Source organism: Bacillus sp. 1780r2a1, from assembly GCA_024134725.1.
Taxonomy (GTDB): domain Bacteria; phylum Bacillota; class Bacilli; order Bacillales; family Bacillaceae_H; genus Priestia; species Priestia aryabhattai_A.
This window is the reverse complement of the sequence record CP099863.1, coordinates 939348-962203: the sequence shown is the minus strand read 5'-3', so window position 1 is coordinate 962203 and position 22856 is coordinate 939348. Positions and strand designations below refer to the sequence as shown.

The window sequence follows — 22856 nt, the reverse complement described above, 5'->3', positions numbered from 1 at the left end:
CTTGAATGTAATCGTTCAATTCCTACCTCAAAAAAATTACACACTACGTTTCAATTAATCAAAATAATCTCGTTATTTCAAGCTTTCGATCATAATTGTGCCAAAAGACACGGATTATGATTTGGCAAAGCAAAAGAAAAAGCACTAAAGAATTAAGAGAATTTTCCCCCTCTGCTCTTTAAATGCCTCTTCTTGCGAAATCTACAAACCGAAATTTATCCAGCCTGTGTCTCGATTCCGTATATTGAAATAAACTTGCGTCATTAAGATAAACGTAATTTCTTACAACGACGATGTGAGTATAATCTTTTAAATCTAAATAGCGCTCATCATCTTCCGTTACTTCATCTACCGAAATTTCTTTTTTAGCAAAGCTAATGCTTAAACCTACTTCTTTTTCCAAGTACTCATAGATAGACCCTTCACAAATTTCACGAGTTAAATGAGGAACCTTTTTTTGTAAAAAGAAATCCTTGTCTAAGATAATTTTTTCACCATCTATTTCACGCGCACGTACCACCTTCCAAATGGAGTCTCGCGATGTACTGTTTAGCTGCGTGCACAGTTCACTATCAGGCTTAATTAATTCAAAGTCTTCAACCACTGTTCTTGATTCATGTCCAAGTTTTTCAGCCATCTCTTTAAAACTAACAAGTCCTGAAATAGGGAAATCAAATCGCGATACTTCTAACACATAAGATCCCTTGCCTTTAATTTTTTGAATATAACCGTTTTGTGATAAAAGATTCAAGGCTTTTCGAATTGTTTCACGAGACGTGTGATACGCCACCACTAGCTCATTTTCAGAAGGTAGCTTTGTATGAGGTGGCCATCTCTTTTGTTTAATATTTTCCACTAGTTCTTCATAGATTTGCATAAACTTATTTTCTTTCATGACTTCACCTACCTTCGTTTATTTTATAAAAAGAACGATGAGTTGTCACTCATCGTTCACTTTTTAAGACGATATACAATTGATTCATAAGGGCGAAGCTGCACCTTAGCGTATTCTAATGATGAATCATCATAGTTTGATAATAAGATTTCGCTTTTATAGCCTTCGACATCAACCGTTTCAGGTAGCTCAAACGTTACGTCTTTACCATAGAAATTATTCACTACGAGAAGCTTTTCATTCGCTCCGTTTCGCACATATGCAAATATCTCTGGGTGGTTGCTTAAAAGAAGCTCGTAACCTCCGCTTGTAACGATATCATATTCTTTTCTAAGCGCAATTAACATTTGATAATGATAAAAAACGGATGTTTTGTCTTTTAAAGCACCCTCTACGTTTAGCTCTTTGTAGTTAGAAGCCACGTTGATCCAAGGTGTTCCTGACGTAAACCCACCGTGTTCTTTGTCGTTCCACTGTACGGGTGTGCGCGAGTTGTCGCGAGACTTTGCTTTTAAAATTGAAATAATCTCTTCCTTACTCATGCCTTCTTTACGCTTAATTTCATAGATGTTAAGTGATTCTACGTCACGGTAATCGGAAATATCATTGAAGCCTGGATTAGTCATCCCAATCTCTTCACCTTGATAAATATAGGGCGTACCTTGCATCATATGAATAGTTGTGGCAAGCATCTTAGCAGACTTGTCGTGAAACTCCTTGTCATTTCCATAGCGAGAAACTACCCTTGGCTGATCATGGTTACACCAAAATAGTGCGTTCCACCCTCCGCCTTTATTCATCTCAACTTGCCAGGTTGATAAAATATCTTTAAGCTTTAGAAAATCAAAGTCACCAACTGACCACTTTTCACCATTAGGATAATCAACCTTTAAATGATGAAAATTAAACGTCATACTTAACTCTTGACGGTCGGGACGCGTGTAGTTAATACAATGATCGATCGTTGTTGAAGACATCTCTCCGACTGTCATACTATCGTATTTTGAAAATACTTGTTCATTCATTTCTTTCATATACTCATGAACGCGAGGTCCATCCGTATAAAATTTACGACCGTCTCCAGGAGGCGTTTTCCCATCGTCATCTAAAAAGCGCTGATCTTTTGAAATTAAGTTAATAACATCTAATCGAAAGCCATCAACGCCTTTTTCAAACCAAAAGTGCATCATATCATACACTTGTTTACGAACCTTTTCGTTTTCCCAATTTAAGTCCGCCTGCGTTACGTCAAACAAATGAAGATAAGATTGATCTGTTAGTTCATCATGCTCCCACGCAGATCCACCAAATTTGGAAATCCAATTCGTAGGAGCCGAACCATCTTCTTTTTGATCTTTCCAAATGTAAAAATCACGGTACGGATTATCCTTCGATTTTCGTGCTTCCTGAAACCACTTGTGCTCTGTTGAAGTATGGTTCACAACAATATCCATGATAACTTTAATATCGCGGCTATGAGCTTCCTTTAATAAGCGTTCAAAGTCTTCCATCGTGCCATACTCACTATGAATTGAAAAGTAATCGCTAATATCATATCCATTGTCGCGCTGTGGCGATTGATAAATTGGAGTAAGCCATACGACATCAACCCCAAGTGTTTTTAAATAATCTAACTTCTCAATAATTCCATTAATATCTCCAACGCCATTGCCAGACGTATCATAGAAACTCTTCGGATAAATTTGATAAACAACCGACTTTTTCCACCACGGCTGCGTCATCTTCATCACCATCACTTTCTTTACAATTCATTTTGATATTATACTTTTTTCTTCTGTAGCTTTCCAAAAAGTAGCGTTAAAACAAACGGCACAACAATTACAATTGCCATTCCGATCAAAAAAGCTCCCCAATCGCTTGGTAAAATAGATAGCGGTGCAGGAATTCCACCCACTCCAATGGATGCTGCTTTTACACCATTCATTGTAACGATAACACCTGCAATAGCAGAACCAATAATGGCTGAAATAAACGCAAATCGATAACGTAAGTTTACTCCAAACATGGCGGGTTCTGTAATTCCTAACCATGCAGATACCCCTGATGTTAGTGATAACCCGCGAAGTTTTTCATCATTTTTAGCCAATGTCATCATGGCAAATGCAGCTGACCCCTGCGCAATATTTGATAATGCCACCATTGGCCATAAGAACGTACCACCGATGCTACCAATGAGCTGAAGATCCACAGCTAAGAACGTATGATGCATCCCGGTAATAACAAGAGGTGCATACAGTCCACCATAAATGATACCACCGATAAACGGAGCTGTTTCAAACAACCATACAACTCCTGCTGTAATAGCGTTTCCAATTGCAAACGTTACAGGCCCAATTGCAATGAATGCCAGGAATCCCGTTAGTAATAACGCAACAGGTGCTACAACTAAAAGCTGAAAACCATCTGGAATACGCTTTCTTAAAAAGATTTCAATTTTAGCAAGCACTAATGATGCAACTAGTACAGGTAAGACCTGACCTTGATAACCTACCTTTTCAACTTCTAAACCAAATAAGTTCCATGTATCAATGTTACCTTTTTGAAGTGCTTCACCATATCCCCATGCATTTAATAAGTCTGGGTGAACAAGCATCAATCCTAGCACAATACCGAGCAGTGGACTTCCTCCAAAACGATTCACAGCTGACCAACCAATAAGACCCGGTAAAAAGACAAATGCGGTATTTGAAATCAAGTTGATCATACTCGCTAAATCTTTCCATTGTGTATGAACATCTACTAGCGACTTATCATCATAAAAGATCCCTGGCCCCGTTAAGATATTGTTAATCCCCATCAACAAACCAGCCGTTACGATGGCAGGCAAGATTGGAATAAAGATGTCAGCTAATGTTTTAATAGCTCGCTGCAACGGGTTTAAATTTTTCGCAGCTTCATTTTTCACTTCGTCTTTTGATAATTCTCCGATACCTGTAATCGTTACCATTTCTTTATAAACTTTATCAACTGTTCCCTGGCCAATGACCACCTGAAACTGTCCATTTGTTGAAAAGAAGCCTTTGACTAAATCATGATTATTTAGCGCTTCTTCATTTACTTTCTTTTCATCATGCAGCACTAGGCGCAAACGCGTTACGCAGTGAGTTGCTGCTGAAATGTTTTCTTTTCCCCCAACGGCTTCAATGATTTGCTCGACAGATGTACGATTCACAGCCATAATCCTCTTCCTCCTTGTTATCGCTTTCATTTCTTATAAAAGAGGTACCCTTATTTTTAGTTGGGCTAACGTATAAAAACATAGCGTAACTAAAACTTGTATATACATGTATTATGTGTTCTATATTAACCTGTATATACAAGTTAGTCAACAATAAAAAAAGCATTCTTTAAAAGAATGCCTCTCTTACACATGTGAATGTATTGTATTTTTCTTTTGATTGAACCATTTATCAATTAAGCCACTACCTAAGAATACACCTGCTACAATAAATAGAAAGCCAAACAGCTGAGCTGCTTGAATTTCTTCTTGTAAAAAAACAGCTGAACTAACAAGCGCAAAAAATGGATTTAAATTTACAAAAATGGATGACTCTGCTGGTCCAATGTGTTGGACGGCTTGATTGTAAACCATATGTCCAAATGCTGTTGCTAGCAGTGCGGAACCTAAGAACAATAGCCATAAGTCTATTCTTGTTTGTGCCATCGTTTGCAATCCGTGTGGTTCTATAATGAAGCTAATTCCAAGTAAAAACGCTGACCCTGTTATTAGCATCCATCCTGTCATTAAACGCGCATCCAATGTTGTTGAAGCACGTCGAATAAACACATAACTAATGGCCTGCGTTAAGATAGATAAAAAGACAAACAAATCACCTTTTGTTCCACCCGTGACCGCTCCGCTTCCAGCTAATACGATAAAAGCAACTCCAGAAAACCCACTCACTACGCCAACAAACCGGAAGAATGTTAGCCTCGTGCCTAAAAAGAAAACTGCACAAATCGTCGTTAAAATTGGACTTAGCCCCAAAATTAACGCTCCGTTTGACGCACTGGTTTCTTTTAATCCCGTTGACAAAAAGAAGTGATGGCAAACAACGTTAAAAAAACCAACCATCGTAATAAACCCAAGCTCTTTTAACGTAATTTTACGCAGTGATTTTGTAACTTTAAGAAAAACCAAAACGGCAATCCCCGCAAAAAGAATTCGAAAAGCCGTCATCGTAACAGGAGCAAATGCGCCTACAAGTAGCTTGAGCGCAACAACGTTCACTCCCCACAACAACATGACGAATACCAAAACACCGTAAATTTTATATTTATTCAATAACTCTCCCACCTAACGTACTGCTCTTATCCATTATTTTCAACTTCTCTATTGTAACGCTAATATAGTTGAATTTCTAGATATTCTTTACTCGAAATAATTACGAAAATCGACTCTTCGTGATATGATAGCGTAGCAATTACACAGAAAAAGGAGCGCTTATACATGATTGAGGTACGGCTCGCAGGGGACGCCAAAGAAATTGAAGAAATGATTAAAAGCTTCGAAAAACATTACACTATCAAACACCAGTCCCCTGAATATAATCGAAGCAATAACCCTAAATATGCGAATCGTAAAACGACGCGGGTTTATTTATCAATGGAGTTAAAGCAAGCGGACTAATTTGTCTCACTTTTACAAATACTTCAACCTATATTATAATTCCATTAATATTTCATAGATAGAAAGAGGTTACAACATGGAGCAAACCATCGTTTTAGTTGGGTTTATGGGCGTAGGGAAAACAACGATTGGACAAGCACTTGCACGTAAACTAGATTTTCAATTCATTGATACGGACCAGCATATCGAAGCAAGTCTGGGCATGCAAACAACGGAAATTTTTCGTGTTCATGGAGAAGCATTTTTTCGGCAAAAAGAAAAAGAAACGATTTCTCAGCTCGTAAAAGAGAAAAAGACCGTTTTGTCTCTTGGAGGAGGCGCTTTTTTACAAGATGCCATTCGAGATGCTTGCTTACAAGACGGCATTGTTATCTGTTTATCTCTGTCTTTTGATGCGTGGAAAGAACGATTGGATCATTTACTTCCAACACGCCCTATTCTACAAGGAAAAAGTTTAGCAGAGATAGAAGAACTATTTTATAATCGCCAAGCCATTTATCAATCCTATCATCAAAAAATTGTAACCGATACCTTAACACCTGAAGAAGTAGCTGATGAAATTATTAGCTTTGTTCTTAAGGAAAACTAAAAGACGCCTTCTGCTGCTGTGCAGAAGGCGTCTTTTCTTAATGACTCATCATATAGAAGTTAATAAAGAAAGCAACTGTAATAACGTACATCATCCAGTGAATTTCTCGGTAGCGTCCAGTGAAGAGTTTAATAGCAGTATATGAAATAAAACCGAACGCTAACCCTTCAGCAATGCTGTAAGTTAACGGCATCATAATAATGGTTAAAAACGCTGGAACTACTTCCGTAAAATCATCAAAGTTGATGTTTTTGATATCGCTAAGCATTAAGGAACCAATAATAATTAATGCTGGAGCCGTTGCAACTGATGGAATAAAGTCGATTAACGGAGCAAAGAAAAGGGTAAATAAAAACAACACAGCTACTGTTAATGCTTTTAACCCAGTACGTCCACCTTCTGCTATTCCTGTTGCATTTTCAATGTACGTATTCAAAGCTGTACTACCAAATATAGCACTCGCCATTGTTCCAACTGAATCAGCTGCTAGCGCACGATTTAAGTTTGGAATCTTGCCATTTTCATCAACTAAATTTGCTTTTTTAGATAAACCAATTAGCGTTGCCAGCGTATCGAAAAGTTCTACAATTGTAAATGAGAAAACAACAGAGAAAATTCCATATGCAATGGCACCTTTTAGATCCATCTGCATAAACGTGTCACCAATTGTTGGCGGAGTTGCTGAAAACACGTCGCTAATAGCGGTTGGCGGAGCTTGAAACCCAACAATCATTGCTACTGCAGTCGTAGCAAAAATACTAATAATTAACGCACCTTTTACGTGTTTAGCCATTAAAACAGCGGCTAAAATCAAGCCGAATATTGTTAATAACGGCCCCTTGTCCAACACGTTTCCAACACCAACAAATGTTGATTCATTGGCTACAACAAGCCCTGCGTTTTTTAACCCTATAAACGCAACAAACAAGCCAATTCCAACAGCAATTGATGCTTTTAAAACATTCGGAATGGCATCAACGATTTTGCTACGAATACCAGTTACGGTTAATAAAAAGAATAAAATACCAGATATAAAGACTGCACCAAGAGCCGTTTGCCAAGATAGACCTTGTCCTAACACAACCGAATACGTAAAGAATGCATTTAATCCCATACCAGGACCAGTAACAATTGGAAAGTTAGCCCATAACGCCATTAGTAACGTACTGAATACGATAGCATAAATCGTTGCCGCTAACGCTGCTTCTTTTGGAATCCCAGCGTCGGATAAAATAAGCGGATTGACGATAACCATGTAACTAACGGTCATAAAGGTGGTTAAGCCCGCCAAAATTTCTTGTTTTGGCGTTGTTTGACGTTCTGAGAGTTTAAACACGCGCTCTAATATACTACTACGCTCCAAAACATGCGCCTCCCTGTTTATTGTTATAAAATAACCTCAATCTGTGGTGATCAGGCGTCTTGAACAACTAATTTTTTCATTAGAGCTCATACAAAAACATAATAAGCGGCAGAGAAAACTCCACCACTTATTATGGCTAGAACGTACACTTTTCACATCTTGAAGTAAAATCTTTTGTCCTATTATAGTCCTAATTCTAAAAGATGCAAAGACAGAAAACGTTATCATAATAAAACTTTTTATATTCGATTTATTTTTAATTTTCAAATTAAAATAGGAATAAAAAATTTAGCTACTTATGACGTAAGCAGCGATACCCTTTTTAATAAACGTTCAATGGAGCCATTTGCTTCTTTTAAAACAATCTTCTCATCAATTGTTTTTAAAACTCGGTTATCCATCACAATTTGGCCGTCCACCATCGCTATTTCCACATCTCCTCGCGTAGCTGAATAAACAACGCGTGAAATTGGGTCGACTCCGTAAGATGGAAATGTATGAAGCTGATAAAGATTCAGCATCGCTAAGTCTGCCTTTTTTCCAACTTCAATACTTCCAATTTCATTTTCAAGCCCAACAGCTTTTGCTCCACCAATGGTCGCCATCTCTAATACATGCTTTGCATTCATCGCTGTAGGTCCATAGGAAGGCTTATGAATCGTTGCCGCAAGGCGCATTTCATTAAACATATCAAGGTTATTGTTACAAGGCGCACCATCCGCTCCTAAACTTAGGCAAATACCCTGCTCATGAAGATGTGGAATCTCAGCAAACCCTGAAGCAAGCTTCATATTGGAACCTGGACAATGACTCACTTTCACTCCTCTATCTTTAATCACTGCCTTTTCCTGGTCATTCAGCCAGACGCAGTGCGCTAAAATTAACCGCTCATTAGCTAATCCTAAATGATCTAAATATAAAATATTTCGCATGCCTGTTTCTGCTTCTACTATTCGGATTTCCTCTTGGTTTTCAGACGCATGCGTATGTACATGCACATCATATGCTGCAGATAAATGGGCAACCTCTCTTAGTAAATCTTCCGTACACGAAATAACAAATCGGGGAGAAAACGCGTATTGAATGCGATTGTTATAAGAGCCATGCCATTTCTCAAGCAGCCTAACACTTTCCGCAATTGAAGATGCCGTTGTTTCCTGTAATGCTTTTGGCATATTGTCCGCTTTTTTATCCATCATTACTTTGCCAGCGATAGCACGAATACCACTTTGTGCAATGGCTTCAAATGCTGAATCGGTATGATGCACGGTTTCCATATCTACAATGGTTGTGGTGCCACTTTTAATTAGCTCTCCAATACCTAATAATGCGGAGTAATAAATGGATTCCTCATCATGCGCAGCTTCTAAAGGCCAAATTTTCTTTTGAAGCCAATCCATCAACTCCAAATCATCGCCTTGACCACGGAACATTGTTTGGCATAAATGAATGTGAGTGTGAATGAAACCAGGAACAATTGTCCGGTTTGTTCCATCAATGACTCTATCGACCTTTTCTGGTGATAATTCTTTACCAATAGCAGCAATTCGGTCTCCTACTATGTATAGGTCTCCATATACAATGTCATTCCTTTCATTCATTGTAATAATTTCTGCATTTTTAATTAAAATGTGCTGCATTTCTTCAAGCCCCCTAATCTCTCTTTAAATCCATCGTTCTCTTGCGTTTCATTATATATAAACAAATAACTAATTATTCTGTCTATTGAAAAGGTAAAAAAAATTCCTAGCTGGTTTTACACAGCTAGGAAGGTGGATTCACGAAAAATCCCAAGTCCCTTTTTCAAGAGGTTATACGAAATCGCAGGAGAATAATGTGATCTTGAATACATCATATTCTCTTTTTAACAGTAATGCCAGAAAAATGTTAGAAAACCTTACATACTTTTTTTGCACATTGAAATTTTTTAAAGGCATCTTAACATAGTTATTCTAGATTGTTTTAAAAGAAACTTGTCGTTTCTTCAGGAAAATATGGTAAAGTAATAGTCGTTACGATTCTATTTACCTAGTAATTATGGAAAGGGCCGACATCAAATGTTAAAAAAGAAAATGATTTTTTGTTTATCAATCATGCTTTTAGGCTTCTCTTTTCTTGCAACAAAACCTGCTTCAGCAATGGGCACAGAGCCTGAGCGATATACTATCTCTTCATATATTGCTTACCTTAATAGCCAAGGGGAGTCGGATTCAGCAGAACAATTTTCAGCTTTATCTCCTGAAAAGCAAGAAAAAGTTATCTACTACTTAAATCACCCAGACGAACTACTTGATTCGATTGAAGTTACAGAGACCGTTGTTTACGATGACGCACCTACAAGCAATACAGCCGTAGCATCTGCATATGCAACGCCACGTTTTGCCACATTACCGTCTAGTATATCACGCACAGCTTCCTATACAGCAAAGTATACAATTGCGGGATTTACTACAACGCAAGTGAAAGCTACAGTCTATTATTCTACAAGTGGATCGAAGGTTACATCTGTACAAAGCGTGAGTGGAAAAGTAGTGAAAAACGTCAATCCTCTAGTTTCAATTTCAAAACAAAGCTCCAAGACATGGATTTCTTCTAACCGTGCTTACGGACAAATTGATTGGAATTGGAAGGTTGGATTTAAAACAGCTGGTGTAAAACGCCAAACTGTATACGGCACAGCTAGCGGTTCATCAGGTGGTTCATCTTCTACTCTTTAAATAAATTGAGGAGGTATTCTTTATGAAGAAATTGTCGTTGTGGGTTATTAGTATCACAATTGCACTACTTCTTTTATTTATTATAGCAGGATATGCCTCTTTCTATAGTAACTAAGGCATGTTTATTGTTTCACTACTATCATTTATTATAAGAAACCCCCGCTTTGTGAAAGCGGGGGTTTTTATTAACCAATGTATGTGCTTGAGCCAATTTGACTGATAACAAGCGGAAGCTTATCATAGTCAACGTCAACCAAGACATCTCGATGAATATAAAATTGGCTAAGGTAGCGGAAACCAACACGCGTAATGTATGACGTTAAGTAGGCAGACTCTGTTGCGTTTTCTTTTCTTTTTTCATTTAGGCGCTCAATAATTCCTTCAGCGGATTTAACGCCTACGCCGTGTCCAAAATACAAGTCGTTCCCGACGATAATGGTATTTTCACCTTGCCACTGAGGGGTGTCTTCATGGTAATCAGGGTTCTTGAAATAAGCGCAGTCCCCTTCTAAAAAATCATAACCATTATGATTTTTTAGATTCAGATCTTCATCAAACTTACCGCTATACAACACTAGATTCGTAAATAATTGATTGAAATTTCTCTCTCCGATACTCTCTAATACGCCTTTATAAAACACCATAACAATGGCAACTGCACATTCAAACGCATAAAGCGAACCGTTAAAGAAAATATCGTTTAACGCGACGGATGGCAACACGTTCTCTTTTAGCTTGAACCCTCCCTTTTCAGTACGAAGCCAATATACTTCGTTACATTTAGATTCTTTAAAAGTTGCAAACCTTGCACCACTTCTATATAACAAATACGATGCTTCTACAATTCGCAGGCGAGTAGTAAGCTCAAAATCTAACTGCACGATATTATCATAACGATAGATTGCTTGATACTGAGCCATTTTTCTCAAAATCTGTGCTTTATTCGCTTCAAGCATGCTATATGGTACGGCATTCACATTTAGTGCACGACCCTGCACAATAATAATAAGTGCGTCCCCCTTTCACTCACTTTCTCTTTATCATACGAGTGAAAGGAAGCTTTTATGTGAATGAAAGAAGAGGCGTTTTCTAACCTAGGTTTTTATGTCTCTTATTAAATTCGCCTTTTATAGTAAAAAGCGTATCCCCTTCCGTTAATAAGCGCAAACCGATGATAGCAAGGCCCTTTGTTCCCTGAATCAATCCTTTATCGCCTTCTGGAGATTTAGCCGCTTCACGAAATTCATCTGTATGCCATGAAAGCGTTTCGGGACCAATTTTAATATAAGGGTGAATCGTTGGCACCACTTGACTAATGTTTCCTGCATCAGATGAACCAATTCCAGGCTTATGAGCCGTACCTACGTTTTCTCCTAATTCCGTAAAGACTTCTTTAAATACTTGATCAAAAGCGCGGTTTAGCTGCATATGATCTACTTTGTTTTGGATAAAAAATGCGTTGAGCTTGGCTCCTGTTGCCATAGCAGCTCCCTTTGCGATTTGCTGTACTCTTTCTGTGACTTGATCACACTCTTTACGCGTTTGTGCGCGAATATAAAAGCGAGCTTTTGCATAGTCGGGAACAATATTGGGAGCTGTTCCTCCATCTGTGATAATACCATGAATTTTCACATTACTCTTTACATGTTGACGAAGTGCATTTATTCCATTGAATAACTGAATAACAGCATCTAACGCGTTAATACCTTCTTCAGGAGCTGATGCTGCATGAGATGCTTGTCCATAAAATTCAAAATCAATAGGATCCACAGCTAGCGTTGTCCCTGTAATACACGTTTCTTTCCCTGGATGAACCATCATACAAGCATCTAAGTCTTGCACAAGACCCTCTTTTACAAAGCTTCCCTTTGCGCTTCCATTTGGTCCACCTTCTTCAGCTGGTGTTCCTAACACAACGAGTTCTCCTCCTACTTCGTCAAGAACTTGGCTAAGTGCAATTGCTGCTCCTACGCTAGTTGTTCCAATAATATTATGTCCACAAGCATGTCCAAGCCCTGGAAGCGCATCATACTCAGCAAGAAACCCAATTTTCGGCCCTTTCCTTGCAGATGCTTTTCTTGCTAAAAAGGATGTAGCATGACCTGCTACCCCACGCTCTACAGTAAAGTCTGCTTCTTCTAGAAGCTTACATAAAAGAAAAGATGCAAATTTCTCTTCATTTCCGATTTCAGGATGGTCGTGGATCGCATGACTTGTATCTATGTAAGTTTGAGCTTGCTGGTTAATATACTCAATAATGCTTTCTTTAAGCTTTTCTATCTTTGAATTCATTCCTACACCTCATTTACTAAAAATAAAAAGGAAGCTTCATAGAAGAAGCTTCCTTAACTAAAGAACCTGCTTCTTATCATCCAAGCTTCTAAAAGCTTGCTGGAATTAGCACAGTGCAATCAGCCTGTTGCTGAGGTGTCATGGGGCCAGGTCCCTCTACCTCTCTAGATAAGAAAACGTACAGTATGTATTTGTAAAATAATAAAACCTCCACTTACAGTGGCTTAATGACTGTAAGAAGAGGTTGGGATCACGTAATGTAAGAACCAGCTCTCTTCTTATCTATCAAGCACCGCTTGTTGGAGTTGGCACGGTTCAAATGTCCGTTGCCGAGGTTTCACAGGGCCAGTCCCTCCACCTCTCTGGATAAGAAGTTTGTCGAATATTGTAGAATCTTGTTGATAACTTAAATCCTATGTTACACGCTGAACAAGGGAATGTCAATGACTTTTCTGAAAAGATTTTTCTTTCTAACAATATGATACCGCTATCATGACTAGACCAAAAAAAAGAGTGCTTTAAGCACTCTCTTTATACATTAATAGCAACTTTTTGCTCATATAAATAAATGGCATGATCTAGCATAGCAAGACCTTCGTCAATCTGCTCTTTCGTTACGGATAAAGGTGGAACCATGCGAATTACCTCGCTTGCATTGCCGCAGAAATAGAAGAGCACGCCTTGTTCAAGAGCTAAGTCTAGAATTTCAAATAGTGCATCCCCATTCGGTTCACCTGTTTCAGGATGTACAATCTCAATTCCAATCATAAGTCCCACTCCGCGAATGTCTCCAATTAGCGAATGCTTTTCTTTTAACAGCTCTAATTGTTTGAGCGCATAAGCACCCATTTCTTTTGCGTTTTCGAGAAGATTTTCTTCTTGAAGTACTTCAAGCGTAGCGAGCGCAGCTGAACATCCGATTGGATTACCGCCAAACGTAGTACTGTGCGTCCCAAGAGGCCACTTCTTCATAAGCTCTTGTGAAGCAACGGTAGCACTTAGTGGAATGCCTGAAGCAATGCCTTTTGCAATTGCCATAATATCTGGTACGACATCAAATGTCTGCGCAGCAAACCATTCGCCAGTACGTCCAAATCCCGTTTGTACCTCATCAAAAATAAGTAAAATGCCGTGACGATCGCAGATTTCACGAAGTTTTTTCATCCAGCTTTTTGGTGGAATGATGTAGCCACCTTCACCAAGAACGGGCTCTAAAATAACAGCAGCCACTTCTTCTGGCGTTACTTGATGCTTAAACAAAGTATTAAAGTCTTTTTCAAGCTTGTCTTCAAAATAAGCATCTACATTAACACCGTCTGGACATTCTTTTGGATTGGCATATGGAATTTGATATGTTAACCCAGAAGGCTGCTGAAACTGACGGTATTTACTTTTTGAAGTTGTGACGCTTAATGCTCCCATTGAACGTCCATGAAAACAGCCTAAGAATGACACGACGTAAGGTCGTTTTGTTACGTGACGAGCAAGCTTTAACGCGCCTTCAATTGCTTCCGTTCCGCTGTTTCCAAAGAAGAAACAGTCCAAGTTACCAGGCGTAACTTTTCCTAATTCGTCAGCTAATCTCAAGATAGACTCATACATGATAACGCCAGAAGGTCCATGAAGTAACTGGTCAGCTCCATCTTTAATAGCTTGCACAACTTTTGGATGACGATGCCCAACATTGGTTGTTGCAATTCCAGATGTAAAGTCTAGGTATTGTTTGCCGTCTAATCCGTAATAGTAGCATCCTTCTTCTTTTACAACGGGTAGATTTGGATGATCTTTTGCCATAGTAGGCGCTAAAAGCTCAGGCATTCTGTTAAATAGATGTTTCCAATCGTTTGACATAGTAATCCTCCTGTTTGCTAACAAAGTATTTAAAATATTCTAAAAACATTTGATGTCTTTATCATAAATGATGTGTATGCCGGTGTAAATGAGGGTTTTAAGAATATTAATTGCACCCTAAACTACGACTCTATAGGATTTGTATATAAAGTAGATTCGTTTTATTTTTATGCTTTTCTTCTTTTTTAATCTGTTAGTAAAACTTTGATAGAATAATATTTCCGTTTTATTCTACTATGTATTTTTATAAAAATCAATTGCATATATATAAATTCTTTATGGTAATTAGTAGTTCTTATTTAGTTAGTAGGGATGGCTTCTTTTCTTAGTATAATTTAAAAATCACTCTTAATTTGGCGTGATTTTCACTTCGGATTGCTTCCTTTCCGCAGAGCGAGCGCTGAGCCCCCTCGCTAGTCCTGCTGGAGTGGCGCATCCTTCATTCCAATCACGGGCTTTTTATAGGAACAACTTTTAATGAGGCTACTCTTTTATTCTGAGAACTCTCTTTATTTGGCGTGATTTTCACTGACCACTAACCCTTTACACATAGGTACAATTGCTTTGAGTTCAATTAAATCATTTATTACGATATCAGCCTGAGCGAGTTCATGTTCTTGTGCAAAATCGAAATTACATCCTACTGCAATCAAACTATTATTTTTGGCAGCGTTGATATCCGATAGGCGATCTCCTACTACTGCCGCTTGTTTTATATCATATTTTTTTATAATCTCTTTAACTAAATCGCTTTTGTCTAAGGTTTCTATTTGTTCAATACTAAATATTTCAGTGATCCAATTATCCAAACGATAATAACTTACAATAGCTTCTAAATAATCCTTTAAACCATTACTCGCTATGTAAATGGAACAATCATTCTCTGTTAAATAATTAAAAATCTCTTTTACGTTAGGATACAGAGCACCTTTTCCTCTTTTGATATTCTCAATTAATCTATTTAAGAAATAAGCGTCTGCTTGCATTCTTATTTGATTCGAATGATTAGGTAATAAAGCTTCCCATACTTTCGGCAAAGGTACCCCCATAATGTTACGGTATTTATCGATAGGCGTCTCAGCATTCCATTCATTTAGTGAACGTAAATGGTTAAAGGTATCATCCAGTGATATCTCTAAAATTTTATCCGTTTGAAACAACGTTCCATCCATATCAAAAATCAGTGATTTTATCATTACTCTCTCTCCTTTTCACAATTAAAACCTAATCTCTCACTCATAATACCATAAAAAGTAAATAAAACCTTTATGAACCAATTACAAGTTTGTTCCAATGCGCTACGGCTACTCTGTTTCCAACACTGTTTTCACAATCAACAAAAAACCTGAACGCCCAACCGTTCTGGTTTTTTATTAGTTAAATTACTTATGTCCCAGCCTTTGATAGCATCCATACAAATAACGATAAAATTTATCTTATTAAACAAGATGACTGTGGTTGTTTAAGATTTGGAGCTTCCACTTTTTGTCCTCGTAGGTAAAGGTTGTGATGCTCGTATTTTGCAGAGCTGTTTTTCCTGTGCCGTGCTCTCCGTTTGTTACGTAGTGGATAAAGGTATTAATGATGGCTCCGTGGCTCACAACGGCTACCTTTCTTCCTTTGGATTCTTCCATAATTTCCGTTAGACGTTTTAAAAGGCGCTCTTGAATGACTTCTAGTGCTTCCATATCGTATAAAGCTTCGCTTCCCCAATTTGTATCATAATTGGGAACTAGATTTCTTAATGAAGCAACCGGCTTTCCTTCTAGCTGGCCAAAAGAGCGCTCTCTCAATCTTTCACATGTTTCAATGTTATTAATACCGGATGCAGTCGCAATTGCTGCTGCCGTATCGTAAGCTCTCGTTAAATCGCTTGAATATAACTTTTCAATTCCTTCATTCTTTAAAAATCGTGCAACTTGCTGAGCTTGCTTCATGCCTTGCTCATCAAGTCCTATATTGCGCTGCCCTTGAATAAGCTTCTTTTTATTCCATTCGGTCTGTCCATGACGGATTAAGTACAGCATACCCTCACTCCTTTTTCCCTTTATTCTTTATTATAAAGAAAGTTTAAGGGATATTCAGGTGAAAAGTTTACCTTAATCAGGATTACATGATGCTTTTCCATGGCGAAGCACATCAAAGATAGCTTGACCATCACTTGAAGAGTTCTCCGAAAATCTAACGGGTAATAAAGAAAATACCGTATAGTAAACTGAAAAATAAACAAACTGATAAAAGAACAGATTTGCTGTAAAAAAACTAGATTCAATTAAACTATTTACAATAAAGATGGATGCTAAATTAGCCAATGATCCTCCCGCATAGACACAGGCATGAGAAAAACGGTTATCATATTTTAGCTTTTCATATATGCAGACGGAGTCTAAAAAATATATTGATTTCAACTTAATTTTCTTCCATTTAAAGATAGTTCTTCCTTTTCCAATTGTAAAGTTTACCTGTCCTCCGAATAGTAAGGCCATAAAGGAATGACCTGACTGATGGATAATAGATACAATAGGAACAATGAGCAAAAACGAAAACAAAAATTTAGGAATATCATCTAATCCAAACACAGTTCCATCTCCTTTATCATACGATTTGTTACCACTACTATTCCACTTTGTATCTCTTTAAAACCTGTGTTTTTCCGATTTTATTCATTCAATTAAACCAAAAACCTTCTGTACGATTACAGAAGGTTTTTGTTAATAAGCGCTAATATTTAGTTCATTTAAAAAAGTAACAGCAAATGCTTCACAGGCTCGAATATCTTCTTCCATCTCAGGAGCCATTTCAACTTTTAAACCGGTGCAAACAATATCCGCTCCGCACTTTTTTAACCTTTCTTCAAGTAAGTCTACCGCCGCACAGAACTCTGGATAAACGCGGTCCCCAGAACCAAAAGTAGCTCCTTTTTTACCAATTAAGTTGATTTCATTTAAATCGTCATAGAAATCTTCAGCTTCATAAGGTAAATCTCCGTTCCCCCACGTATACGCTCCGAGTAAAATACCATCGTACGCTTGTAAATCTTGTACATCTAATAATTCAAGCTCTTCCATATGTACTTCATGTCCTGCACTCTGAATTTTATGTTTTAACAGATCAGCTATCTCTTCTGTGTTACCAGACATACTTGCATATCCAATTAGAATTTTTGCCATTTATTTACTCCTCTTACTCGCATTTAAACAATTTGTGCATGAATTGTATCCACTTTATCTCTTATCTTTTGCAATTTAAACCGTTTGCTAACCATTGAATGAAATAGTTCGCGGTTTTGCGTATCGAGAGCTTCGTTAATCTTAAAGTTTAAATGATTCATTTGAAGATCTAAATCTAGGATTGAACAAATGACTCCGTTCAGATATAAATCTTGAAGCTCTTCAGTGCTTATGAAACATTGAAACTCTCGATTGACATCCATTAAGGAATGCCATCCTAACGAATCAATATATTTCCGTTCATCAGTCAATGTCCATACGTCTCCTTGGTGAAAGGTAATAACGTGTTGATGACTTTCTCCAGGACAACAGCAGCTTACTTCATGACTAAATGCCTTTACTACGACTAAATGTTTATCCATTGATTTTTCTCCCTTTCTATTTATAAATTTCAATTCAGTCTCTCTAAGACTTCCTTATGTTAAAAAAGCTTATTGTTTCTAATTAGTAATTGATAATTATTATCAGTTTATATGATAATGATTATCAATGTCAACTATACTTTTTTTAATAAACAAAAAAAGCATGTATATGTCATCATATACATGCTTTTAATCTCTTTTTAAAAATTGATAAACGGCTTCATCTACTTCGTTGCTCTCATGTAAATTTGAGTGCGATTCATGAAACGTATGAAAGTGAATATGCTCGGTAAACGAATCAAGTCCATAGGCACTTTCAATCGTCACAACTCCATCAGTCCCATCGCCAATATCTCCAGCTCCGGAAAACACATCAATATGTTTTGCGAAATCTTCTTTTTTAGCATGGATGTCTCTTAATGCAGCAGAGTGAAAGACCAAATCGCGAGCTCCTTCAGACGCCTGATGACTCTTTGCATGTGGATACATTTCCATTAGTTCACCATAGTCTAATCCCTTTAACGGCGATCCAAGCGTTACCAACTTATGAACATCTTTAGGTCTTTCTAAGCTAACTGCTGTAGCAGTTACACCACCCATACTATGGCCTAATAAATCAACAGAGGAAACATGGTACATTTTCTTTAAGTCATCGATAATACGTCCAACCCATTTCGTCTGCTGTTCCAGGCTTGCATCTGCCTTTTTAAACACAATGTGTACCATAGGCAGCTGCCCCGCTAACTTCCCTTTTTGTTTCCACTGTACTGTTCCATCACTTCTCACAATACAATAAGCTGATTTTTGCCCCCAATTGTTTTCTTCAAATCGTTTTATCATCGTACCTAAGCTATTTTGATTTCCTAAATATCCATGTATAAACAAAACAGGTATTTCTCCCGACGAACTTGCACGCTTTGTTTGGGACGAGAAAATATACCAGCAAAAAGCTACTAATAATATAATGCTAAGAAGCAAAATGAATATTCTCAAGCTGCTAGCCTCCGATCGTGCCTTTACCATACTATTTCTCTAAAAGATTGTACTCCTATATTAGCTGTCTCTCGTTTGTTAGTCAAAAAATTTCGCATGAATCTTTCGTTGATACTGACGATAAGAGGGAGAAGACGCCATGCCTTTTTGCTTCACGATTTGCTGTAGCCTTACTTTTTTTTCTGTTAATTTTTGTTCTACATCAGCTTTTTCATCACCGTTACAAACAGCTGCCAGCTGTTCGAGCGTAATGACTTCTTTTTTTAGCTGTTTCTCATCTGAAACCATGCCCGCATTTTTCATCATTCGATATGCTTGACGCAGCTCTTCTGGAATATGACTCAGGTCTTCTAGCTCTAGCGGCTTTCCTGCTCCTGGTAAATTATCGAAATCACCATCGTTAATCGCTTGCTTGATTTTTTCTTCCGCGATAATGTGGGCAATGTCCATATTCCCCCTCCTTTTTATATACTATCGACCAGTTATGACTAATTTATAAAAAAAGCCTCCTTATATCAAATAAGGAGGTGAAAAGTTGTTCAAAGGTCATCATTGTTATGCCTATAGTTTAATAAAACCACATTATGATAGCGTTTTCAAGTTATTTTCAAAAGAAAGAATGGCTTTCACCACTCTTTTTTCATGTCTCGCTCTAGCGTTGTACTTTACACTATTCTGTGTCTGATCGTGGAACTAAGATCTCCCCGTTTCCTTCATTTTTTTCTACAATCATTTGCAAAATTGTATTTGTTAATTTGCTAGGTTGGTACGGTTTCACTAAATAAGCATACGCTCCAAATTCCATGCCTTTATTCTTTTCATCGAGAGCTGAAGAAATAAAAATTGGAATATGTTCAGTAGTTGGATCACCTTTCAGCGTCTTTAAAATATCCCACCCGTTCATCTCATGCTCATGCAGCATAATGTCTAACACAATAGCTTCTGGCGGATTAGCTTGTATCGCTTCTATTGCAGCTTCGCCTCGATCAAAATGTCGAACGTAAAAACCGCTTTCTTTTAGCTCTACTTGCAACAGGCTTGCTAAACTTTTATCATCTTCAATAATGATGATGCTGCGCTTTCCGTCTTCTTTTTCTTGCTCAATTTGTTCAACAGAATGAGTTGTCATTAAAGGCAAGCTAACCGTGAATGTGCTTCCTTTTTTCCATTCTGAATTAACTTTAATCTCACCCTGGTGTGATTTAACGATTTCTTTTACAATAGAAAGCCCTAATCCTGTTCCACCAATTTTTCTCATATCTGAATTATCTACGCGATAAAACTTTGTAAATAGCTTATTTATTGCTTCTTCTGGAATTCCAATTCCTTCATCTTTAATTGAGATATGCACTTTATCATGCTCTGCAAGTGCTTTTATTTGTACATTCCCACCATCTGGCGAATACTTAACAGCATTGTGAATTAAGTTGTTAAATAGCTGTATGAGCTTATCCTCATCACCAAAAACAATAAGATTTTCACTACTTGTAATGATATCAAAGGTATGCTTTCCTGCATTCACCTGCTGAACGTTTATGACTTGCTTTAAAATCGGAACTAAATTCACATAATTTTTGTGATACGTTTGCGTTCCAGATTCCATTTTTTGCACATCAAGAAAATCGTTAATTAAAGCTGTTAAACGCTGAGCTTCTTGGTAAATGGTATTTAAATATTTCGTTTGCCTTTCTGGTCGAAGCGTTTTGTTTAACATAAGTTCTGTGAAGCCTAATACACTCGCTAGCGGTGTTCGAAGTTCATGGCTTACTGTACTAACAAATTCAGATTTCATTTGATCTACTTCAAACTCTTTTGTAATGTCTCGGTGAACAAATAAAACGCCAAAATGCTGACGGTTACGATAAACGTATTCGCTGTATACTTGAATTACACGATTTACTCCTGCAATATTTACTTGATATATGACAGTTGACTGGCGATTTTTAGACATATTAATGGTGTCAGTAATGAATGCTAGCAGCTCTTCACTATTATCTACTCGTTCACTAATTTGCTTCGTCCATTCATCCAACGGTGAGTTAAGAACAGTTTTTGAATGCTGACACCCGAAGATTTCACAAATATTTGTATTCACTTGTAAAACCTTACCTGATACATCCACAAGCTGAATGCCTTCTTTAATAGAATTGAGTACATCCTGAGACAATAAACGATCATGCTCAGACTCTTCGTAAATATTAATTTTCTCTAATGTAAGCGCTACTTGTTTACTTAAAGCGGAGAAAGTATCTAGATCGTTACTTGAAAAATCGTTAGTGTATCGGCTGTAGCACATACAAGCAATCAGTTCACCTTTGGATGAAATGACTGGTACAACAACGTCATATACATACATTTCTTTCTCATGATAAAGCTTCTCTGACTGTTGGCATAGCCGCTTGATAACAATAGGCTGATGTTCTTCTTTAAGCAGAGCTAAATGACTATCTAAGTTTGTAAGAGCTTGGTCTACGGCACTATTTGACAGTCCAATTGAAGCATGCCCTTTTTCATTTAAAAGAGCAATGAATCCATAATCTACTCTCATTACTTTTCGCATGTTTTTTACAATGCTATCTAAGACCTCTTGTTTTTTCAGAGAATTTTTCAATTCATCTATAAAATCATTTCGCGATTCTAATTCATGCTCTCGTTCTTTCATTTTATCTAATGCACTTTGCAATTCATCCTGCTGACTATGCAGCTCATCTTGTTGTGCAGTTAGCTCTTCGTTTTGAGCGAGCAATTCCTGTTCATTCGCCTGTAAGCTCCGTACCATTTTATAAAAAGCGTTGGATAGTACGCCAATTTCATCCTCACGCTTTTCATCTAGCTCATAAGATAAATCTTTACCATCAGCAATTTCACTAGCCACATAAGCAAGCTCGTTCAGGGGCTTTCCAACTCGTTTTAATAGGACCCTTGTTAATACAACGAGCACTAGTAAGCTGAACCCTAACAGACCAATAAAGAACCATTGGCTTTGATTCATATTCGTAGAAGCATCTGCATAAGCTACATCTATTTCATCTGAGAGTTGCTGTTGGTATGCGTTTAAGTCTTGTTGAACTTTTTCAACTCCTGCTGTGGCATCTTTGCGCTTTTGACTCTTACGTATTTCCTCTATTCCCTTCTTAACATACACATCTTTAAATGTTGGCATCGTCTCGGTGAAATAAACATTTACAAAATTATCAAGGTTGCGAATCATAGCTTGATCCTTTTCGTCAGCTAAAAGGAATAGCTCATCAATATTTTGCTGTAGAGCTTCTTTTCTACTCAATGCTTGCTCATACATGCTCTCATTATCAAATGCAATGTAGCCTCGAGCTTGAAGGAAAGCTTCATTTAAATCCTTTTTAATCGCAATAATTAGCTTTTCTTTTTTCGTTAACTCTTGACGCTGCTCGTCAAACGTTTCGGCAATATTTTGTTGAGCGTTAATAAGCACAACAGAACCGATTGCAAACATAACAAAAAACACTAGTATCAGTAAAATAAACTGGGAAGAAATACTCTTTCTTCCCACTTTTAATTTAGTTTTCATTTAAAATATCCTCAACCTTTTCCGCTAGTGCCAAAGGGCTAAATGGCTTTGACATAAAGTGCGTGGCCCCTGCTTCAATGACCCTAGACTGATCAGCAAGTTGATTTTTAGCTGACAATACGAGAATGTGTTTATACTTCTCGCTATTGATTGCTTTTAGCTTCTGAATTACTTCTAAACCGGTAAACACAGGCATCATATAATCCACAATAAGTAAATCAAAGTCTTCTTTTTGTGCATATTCAACAGCTTCTTGACCATCCTGTGCTTCTACTATTTCATGCCCTTCATCTTCCAACGTATCTACAATTAACATACGAAGCACCGCTTCATCTTCAGCAAGTAAAATTTTCGCCATTATTCTCC

Annotated in this window: 21 protein-coding genes and 2 riboswitches; of the genes, 3 read left to right on the top strand and 18 right to left on the bottom strand. The window is 37.5% G+C overall.

Translation table 11 applies throughout. From position 1 onward, the window contains the following. Positions 1–178: 178 nt before the first annotated feature. The 4 genes from treR to NIZ91_04900 all read right to left on the bottom strand — a co-directional run bounded on the left by treR (position 179) and on the right by NIZ91_04900 (position 5201). Entirely contained in the window at positions 179–895 is a 717-nt protein-coding gene (gene treR / locus NIZ91_04915; GenBank protein USY56000.1) for a trehalose operon repressor, read from the bottom strand. Between the two features lie 56 nt (positions 896–951). Beyond that, positions 952–2637 carry an alpha,alpha-phosphotrehalase gene (gene treC / locus NIZ91_04910; protein USY55999.1) on the bottom strand — a complete coding sequence of 562 codons (1686 nt, stop codon included), beginning with the start codon at positions 2635–2637 and terminating at the stop codon, positions 952–954. A 38-nt stretch (positions 2638–2675) separates the two neighbouring features. Then, positions 2676–4094 (bottom strand): PTS system trehalose-specific EIIBC component, encoded by a 1419-nt coding sequence (treP, locus tag NIZ91_04905; protein USY55998.1) that lies wholly within the window; start codon positions 4092–4094, stop codon positions 2676–2678. Positions 4095–4280: 186 nt separating this feature from the next. Beyond that, complete coding sequence (locus NIZ91_04900) at positions 4281–5201, bottom strand: DMT family transporter (protein USY55997.1); 921 nt, start codon at positions 5199–5201, stop codon at positions 4281–4283. A gap of 165 nt (positions 5202–5366) precedes the next feature. On the opposite strand from NIZ91_04900, the gene NIZ91_04895 reads away from it, so the two are divergent. Then, positions 5367–5546 carry a YvzF family protein gene (locus tag NIZ91_04895; protein ID USY55996.1) on the top strand — a complete coding sequence of 60 codons (180 nt, stop codon included), beginning with the start codon at positions 5367–5369 and terminating at the stop codon, positions 5544–5546. A 76-nt stretch (positions 5547–5622) separates the two neighbouring features. Continuing rightward, positions 5623–6135, top strand: a complete 513-nt coding sequence (locus NIZ91_04890) for a shikimate kinase (protein ID USY55995.1) — start codon at positions 5623–5625, stop codon at positions 6133–6135. Between the two features lie 37 nt (positions 6136–6172). Here the strand turns inward: NIZ91_04890 and NIZ91_04885 are convergent, their stop codons facing one another. Together NIZ91_04885 and NIZ91_04880 are read right to left on the bottom strand one after the other, a co-directional pair. Then, entirely contained in the window at positions 6173–7498 is a 1326-nt protein-coding gene (locus tag NIZ91_04885; protein USY55994.1) for an NCS2 family permease, read from the bottom strand. A gap of 296 nt (positions 7499–7794) precedes the next feature. Next, positions 7795–9138 (bottom strand): 5'-deoxyadenosine deaminase, encoded by a 1344-nt coding sequence (locus NIZ91_04880; GenBank protein ID USY55993.1) that lies wholly within the window; start codon positions 9136–9138, stop codon positions 7795–7797. 417 nt (positions 9139–9555) lie between these two features. Between NIZ91_04880 and NIZ91_04875 the strand changes: the two genes are divergently transcribed. After that, entirely contained in the window at positions 9556–10215 is a 660-nt protein-coding gene (locus NIZ91_04875; GenBank protein ID USY55992.1) for a hypothetical protein, read from the top strand. Positions 10216–10400: 185 nt separating this feature from the next. On the opposite strand, the gene NIZ91_04870 is transcribed toward NIZ91_04875, so the two are convergent. The 12 genes from NIZ91_04870 to NIZ91_04815 form a co-directional block, all read right to left on the bottom strand. Continuing rightward, positions 10401–11192 (bottom strand): protein-glutamine gamma-glutamyltransferase, encoded by a 792-nt coding sequence (locus NIZ91_04870; GenBank protein ID USY55991.1) that lies wholly within the window; start codon positions 11190–11192, stop codon positions 10401–10403. A gap of 112 nt (positions 11193–11304) precedes the next feature. Beyond that, positions 11305–12507 (bottom strand): M20 family metallopeptidase, encoded by a 1203-nt coding sequence (locus NIZ91_04865; protein USY55990.1) that lies wholly within the window; start codon positions 12505–12507, stop codon positions 11305–11307. A 70-nt stretch (positions 12508–12577) separates the two neighbouring features. Next, positions 12578–12682, bottom strand: a riboswitch (SAM riboswitch). A 100-nt stretch (positions 12683–12782) separates the two neighbouring features. After that, positions 12783–12880, bottom strand: a riboswitch (SAM riboswitch). 158 nt (positions 12881–13038) lie between these two features. Then, positions 13039–14358, bottom strand: coding sequence for an aspartate aminotransferase family protein (locus tag NIZ91_04860; protein ID USY55989.1), 1320 nt, complete (start codon positions 14356–14358; stop codon positions 13039–13041). Between the two features lie 509 nt (positions 14359–14867). Next, positions 14868–15554: an HAD hydrolase-like protein gene (locus NIZ91_04855; GenBank protein USY55988.1), complete on the bottom strand. Its 687-nt coding sequence runs from the start codon at positions 15552–15554 to the stop codon at positions 14868–14870. 243 nt (positions 15555–15797) lie between these two features. Continuing rightward, positions 15798–16385 carry a histidine phosphatase family protein gene (locus NIZ91_04850; GenBank protein USY55987.1) on the bottom strand — a complete coding sequence of 196 codons (588 nt, stop codon included), beginning with the start codon at positions 16383–16385 and terminating at the stop codon, positions 15798–15800. A gap of 72 nt (positions 16386–16457) precedes the next feature. After that, entirely contained in the window at positions 16458–16937 is a 480-nt protein-coding gene (locus NIZ91_04845) for a hypothetical protein (protein ID USY55986.1), read from the bottom strand. A 132-nt stretch (positions 16938–17069) separates the two neighbouring features. Beyond that, a complete protein-coding gene (locus tag NIZ91_04840; GenBank protein USY55985.1) occupies positions 17070–17528 on the bottom strand; it encodes a flavodoxin in 459 nt (152 codons plus the stop codon). 23 nt (positions 17529–17551) lie between these two features. Beyond that, positions 17552–17950 (bottom strand): hypothetical protein, encoded by a 399-nt coding sequence (locus NIZ91_04835; protein USY55984.1) that lies wholly within the window; start codon positions 17948–17950, stop codon positions 17552–17554. Positions 17951–18139: 189 nt separating this feature from the next. Next, positions 18140–18943, bottom strand: coding sequence for an alpha/beta fold hydrolase (locus NIZ91_04830; protein USY55983.1), 804 nt, complete (start codon positions 18941–18943; stop codon positions 18140–18142). 78 nt (positions 18944–19021) lie between these two features. Next, positions 19022–19393: a DUF1992 domain-containing protein gene (locus tag NIZ91_04825; protein ID USY55982.1), complete on the bottom strand. Its 372-nt coding sequence runs from the start codon at positions 19391–19393 to the stop codon at positions 19022–19024. Between the two features lie 220 nt (positions 19394–19613). Next, complete coding sequence (locus tag NIZ91_04820) at positions 19614–22490, bottom strand: ATP-binding protein (protein USY55981.1); 2877 nt, start codon at positions 22488–22490, stop codon at positions 19614–19616. Continuing rightward, positions 22480–22848 carry a response regulator gene (locus tag NIZ91_04815; protein USY55980.1) on the bottom strand — a complete coding sequence of 123 codons (369 nt, stop codon included), beginning with the start codon at positions 22846–22848 and terminating at the stop codon, positions 22480–22482. The genes NIZ91_04820 and NIZ91_04815 overlap by 11 nt, the downstream gene beginning before the upstream one ends. Positions 22849–22856 lie beyond the last annotated feature (8 nt).

Excerpts from the sequence above, each read along its gene's own strand:
- NIZ91_04820 (USY55981.1), bottom strand. The coding sequence starts at position 22,490 with ATGAAAACTAAATTAAAAGTGGGAAGAAAGAGTATTTCTTCCCAGTTT.
- NIZ91_04815 (USY55980.1), bottom strand. The coding sequence starts at position 22,848 with ATGGCGAAAATTTTACTTGCTGAAGATGAAGCGGTGCTTCGTATGTTA.
- treR (USY56000.1), bottom strand. The coding sequence starts at position 895 with ATGAAAGAAAATAAGTTTATGCAAATCTATGAAGAACTAGTGGAAAAT.
- NIZ91_04835 (USY55984.1), bottom strand. The coding sequence starts at position 17,950 with ATGGATAAACATTTAGTCGTAGTAAAGGCATTTAGTCATGAAGTAAGC.
- NIZ91_04865 (USY55990.1), bottom strand. The coding sequence starts at position 12,507 with ATGAATTCAAAGATAGAAAAGCTTAAAGAAAGCATTATTGAGTATATT.
- treP (USY55998.1), bottom strand. The coding sequence starts at position 4,094 with ATGGCTGTGAATCGTACATCTGTCGAGCAAATCATTGAAGCCGTTGGG.
- NIZ91_04895 (USY55996.1), top strand. The coding sequence starts at position 5,367 with ATGATTGAGGTACGGCTCGCAGGGGACGCCAAAGAAATTGAAGAAATG.
- NIZ91_04850 (USY55987.1), bottom strand. The coding sequence starts at position 16,385 with ATGCTGTACTTAATCCGTCATGGACAGACCGAATGGAATAAAAAGAAG.
- NIZ91_04855 (USY55988.1), bottom strand. The coding sequence starts at position 15,554 with ATGATAAAATCACTGATTTTTGATATGGATGGAACGTTGTTTCAAACG.
- NIZ91_04875 (USY55992.1), top strand. The coding sequence starts at position 9,556 with ATGTTAAAAAAGAAAATGATTTTTTGTTTATCAATCATGCTTTTAGGC.
- NIZ91_04890 (USY55995.1), top strand. The coding sequence starts at position 5,623 with ATGGAGCAAACCATCGTTTTAGTTGGGTTTATGGGCGTAGGGAAAACA.
- NIZ91_04840 (USY55985.1), bottom strand. The coding sequence starts at position 17,528 with ATGGCAAAAATTCTAATTGGATATGCAAGTATGTCTGGTAACACAGAA.
- NIZ91_04860 (USY55989.1), bottom strand. The coding sequence starts at position 14,358 with ATGTCAAACGATTGGAAACATCTATTTAACAGAATGCCTGAGCTTTTA.
- NIZ91_04880 (USY55993.1), bottom strand. The coding sequence starts at position 9,138 with ATGCAGCACATTTTAATTAAAAATGCAGAAATTATTACAATGAATGAA.
- treC (USY55999.1), bottom strand. The coding sequence starts at position 2,637 with ATGACGCAGCCGTGGTGGAAAAAGTCGGTTGTTTATCAAATTTATCCG.
- NIZ91_04825 (USY55982.1), bottom strand. The coding sequence starts at position 19,393 with ATGGACATTGCCCACATTATCGCGGAAGAAAAAATCAAGCAAGCGATT.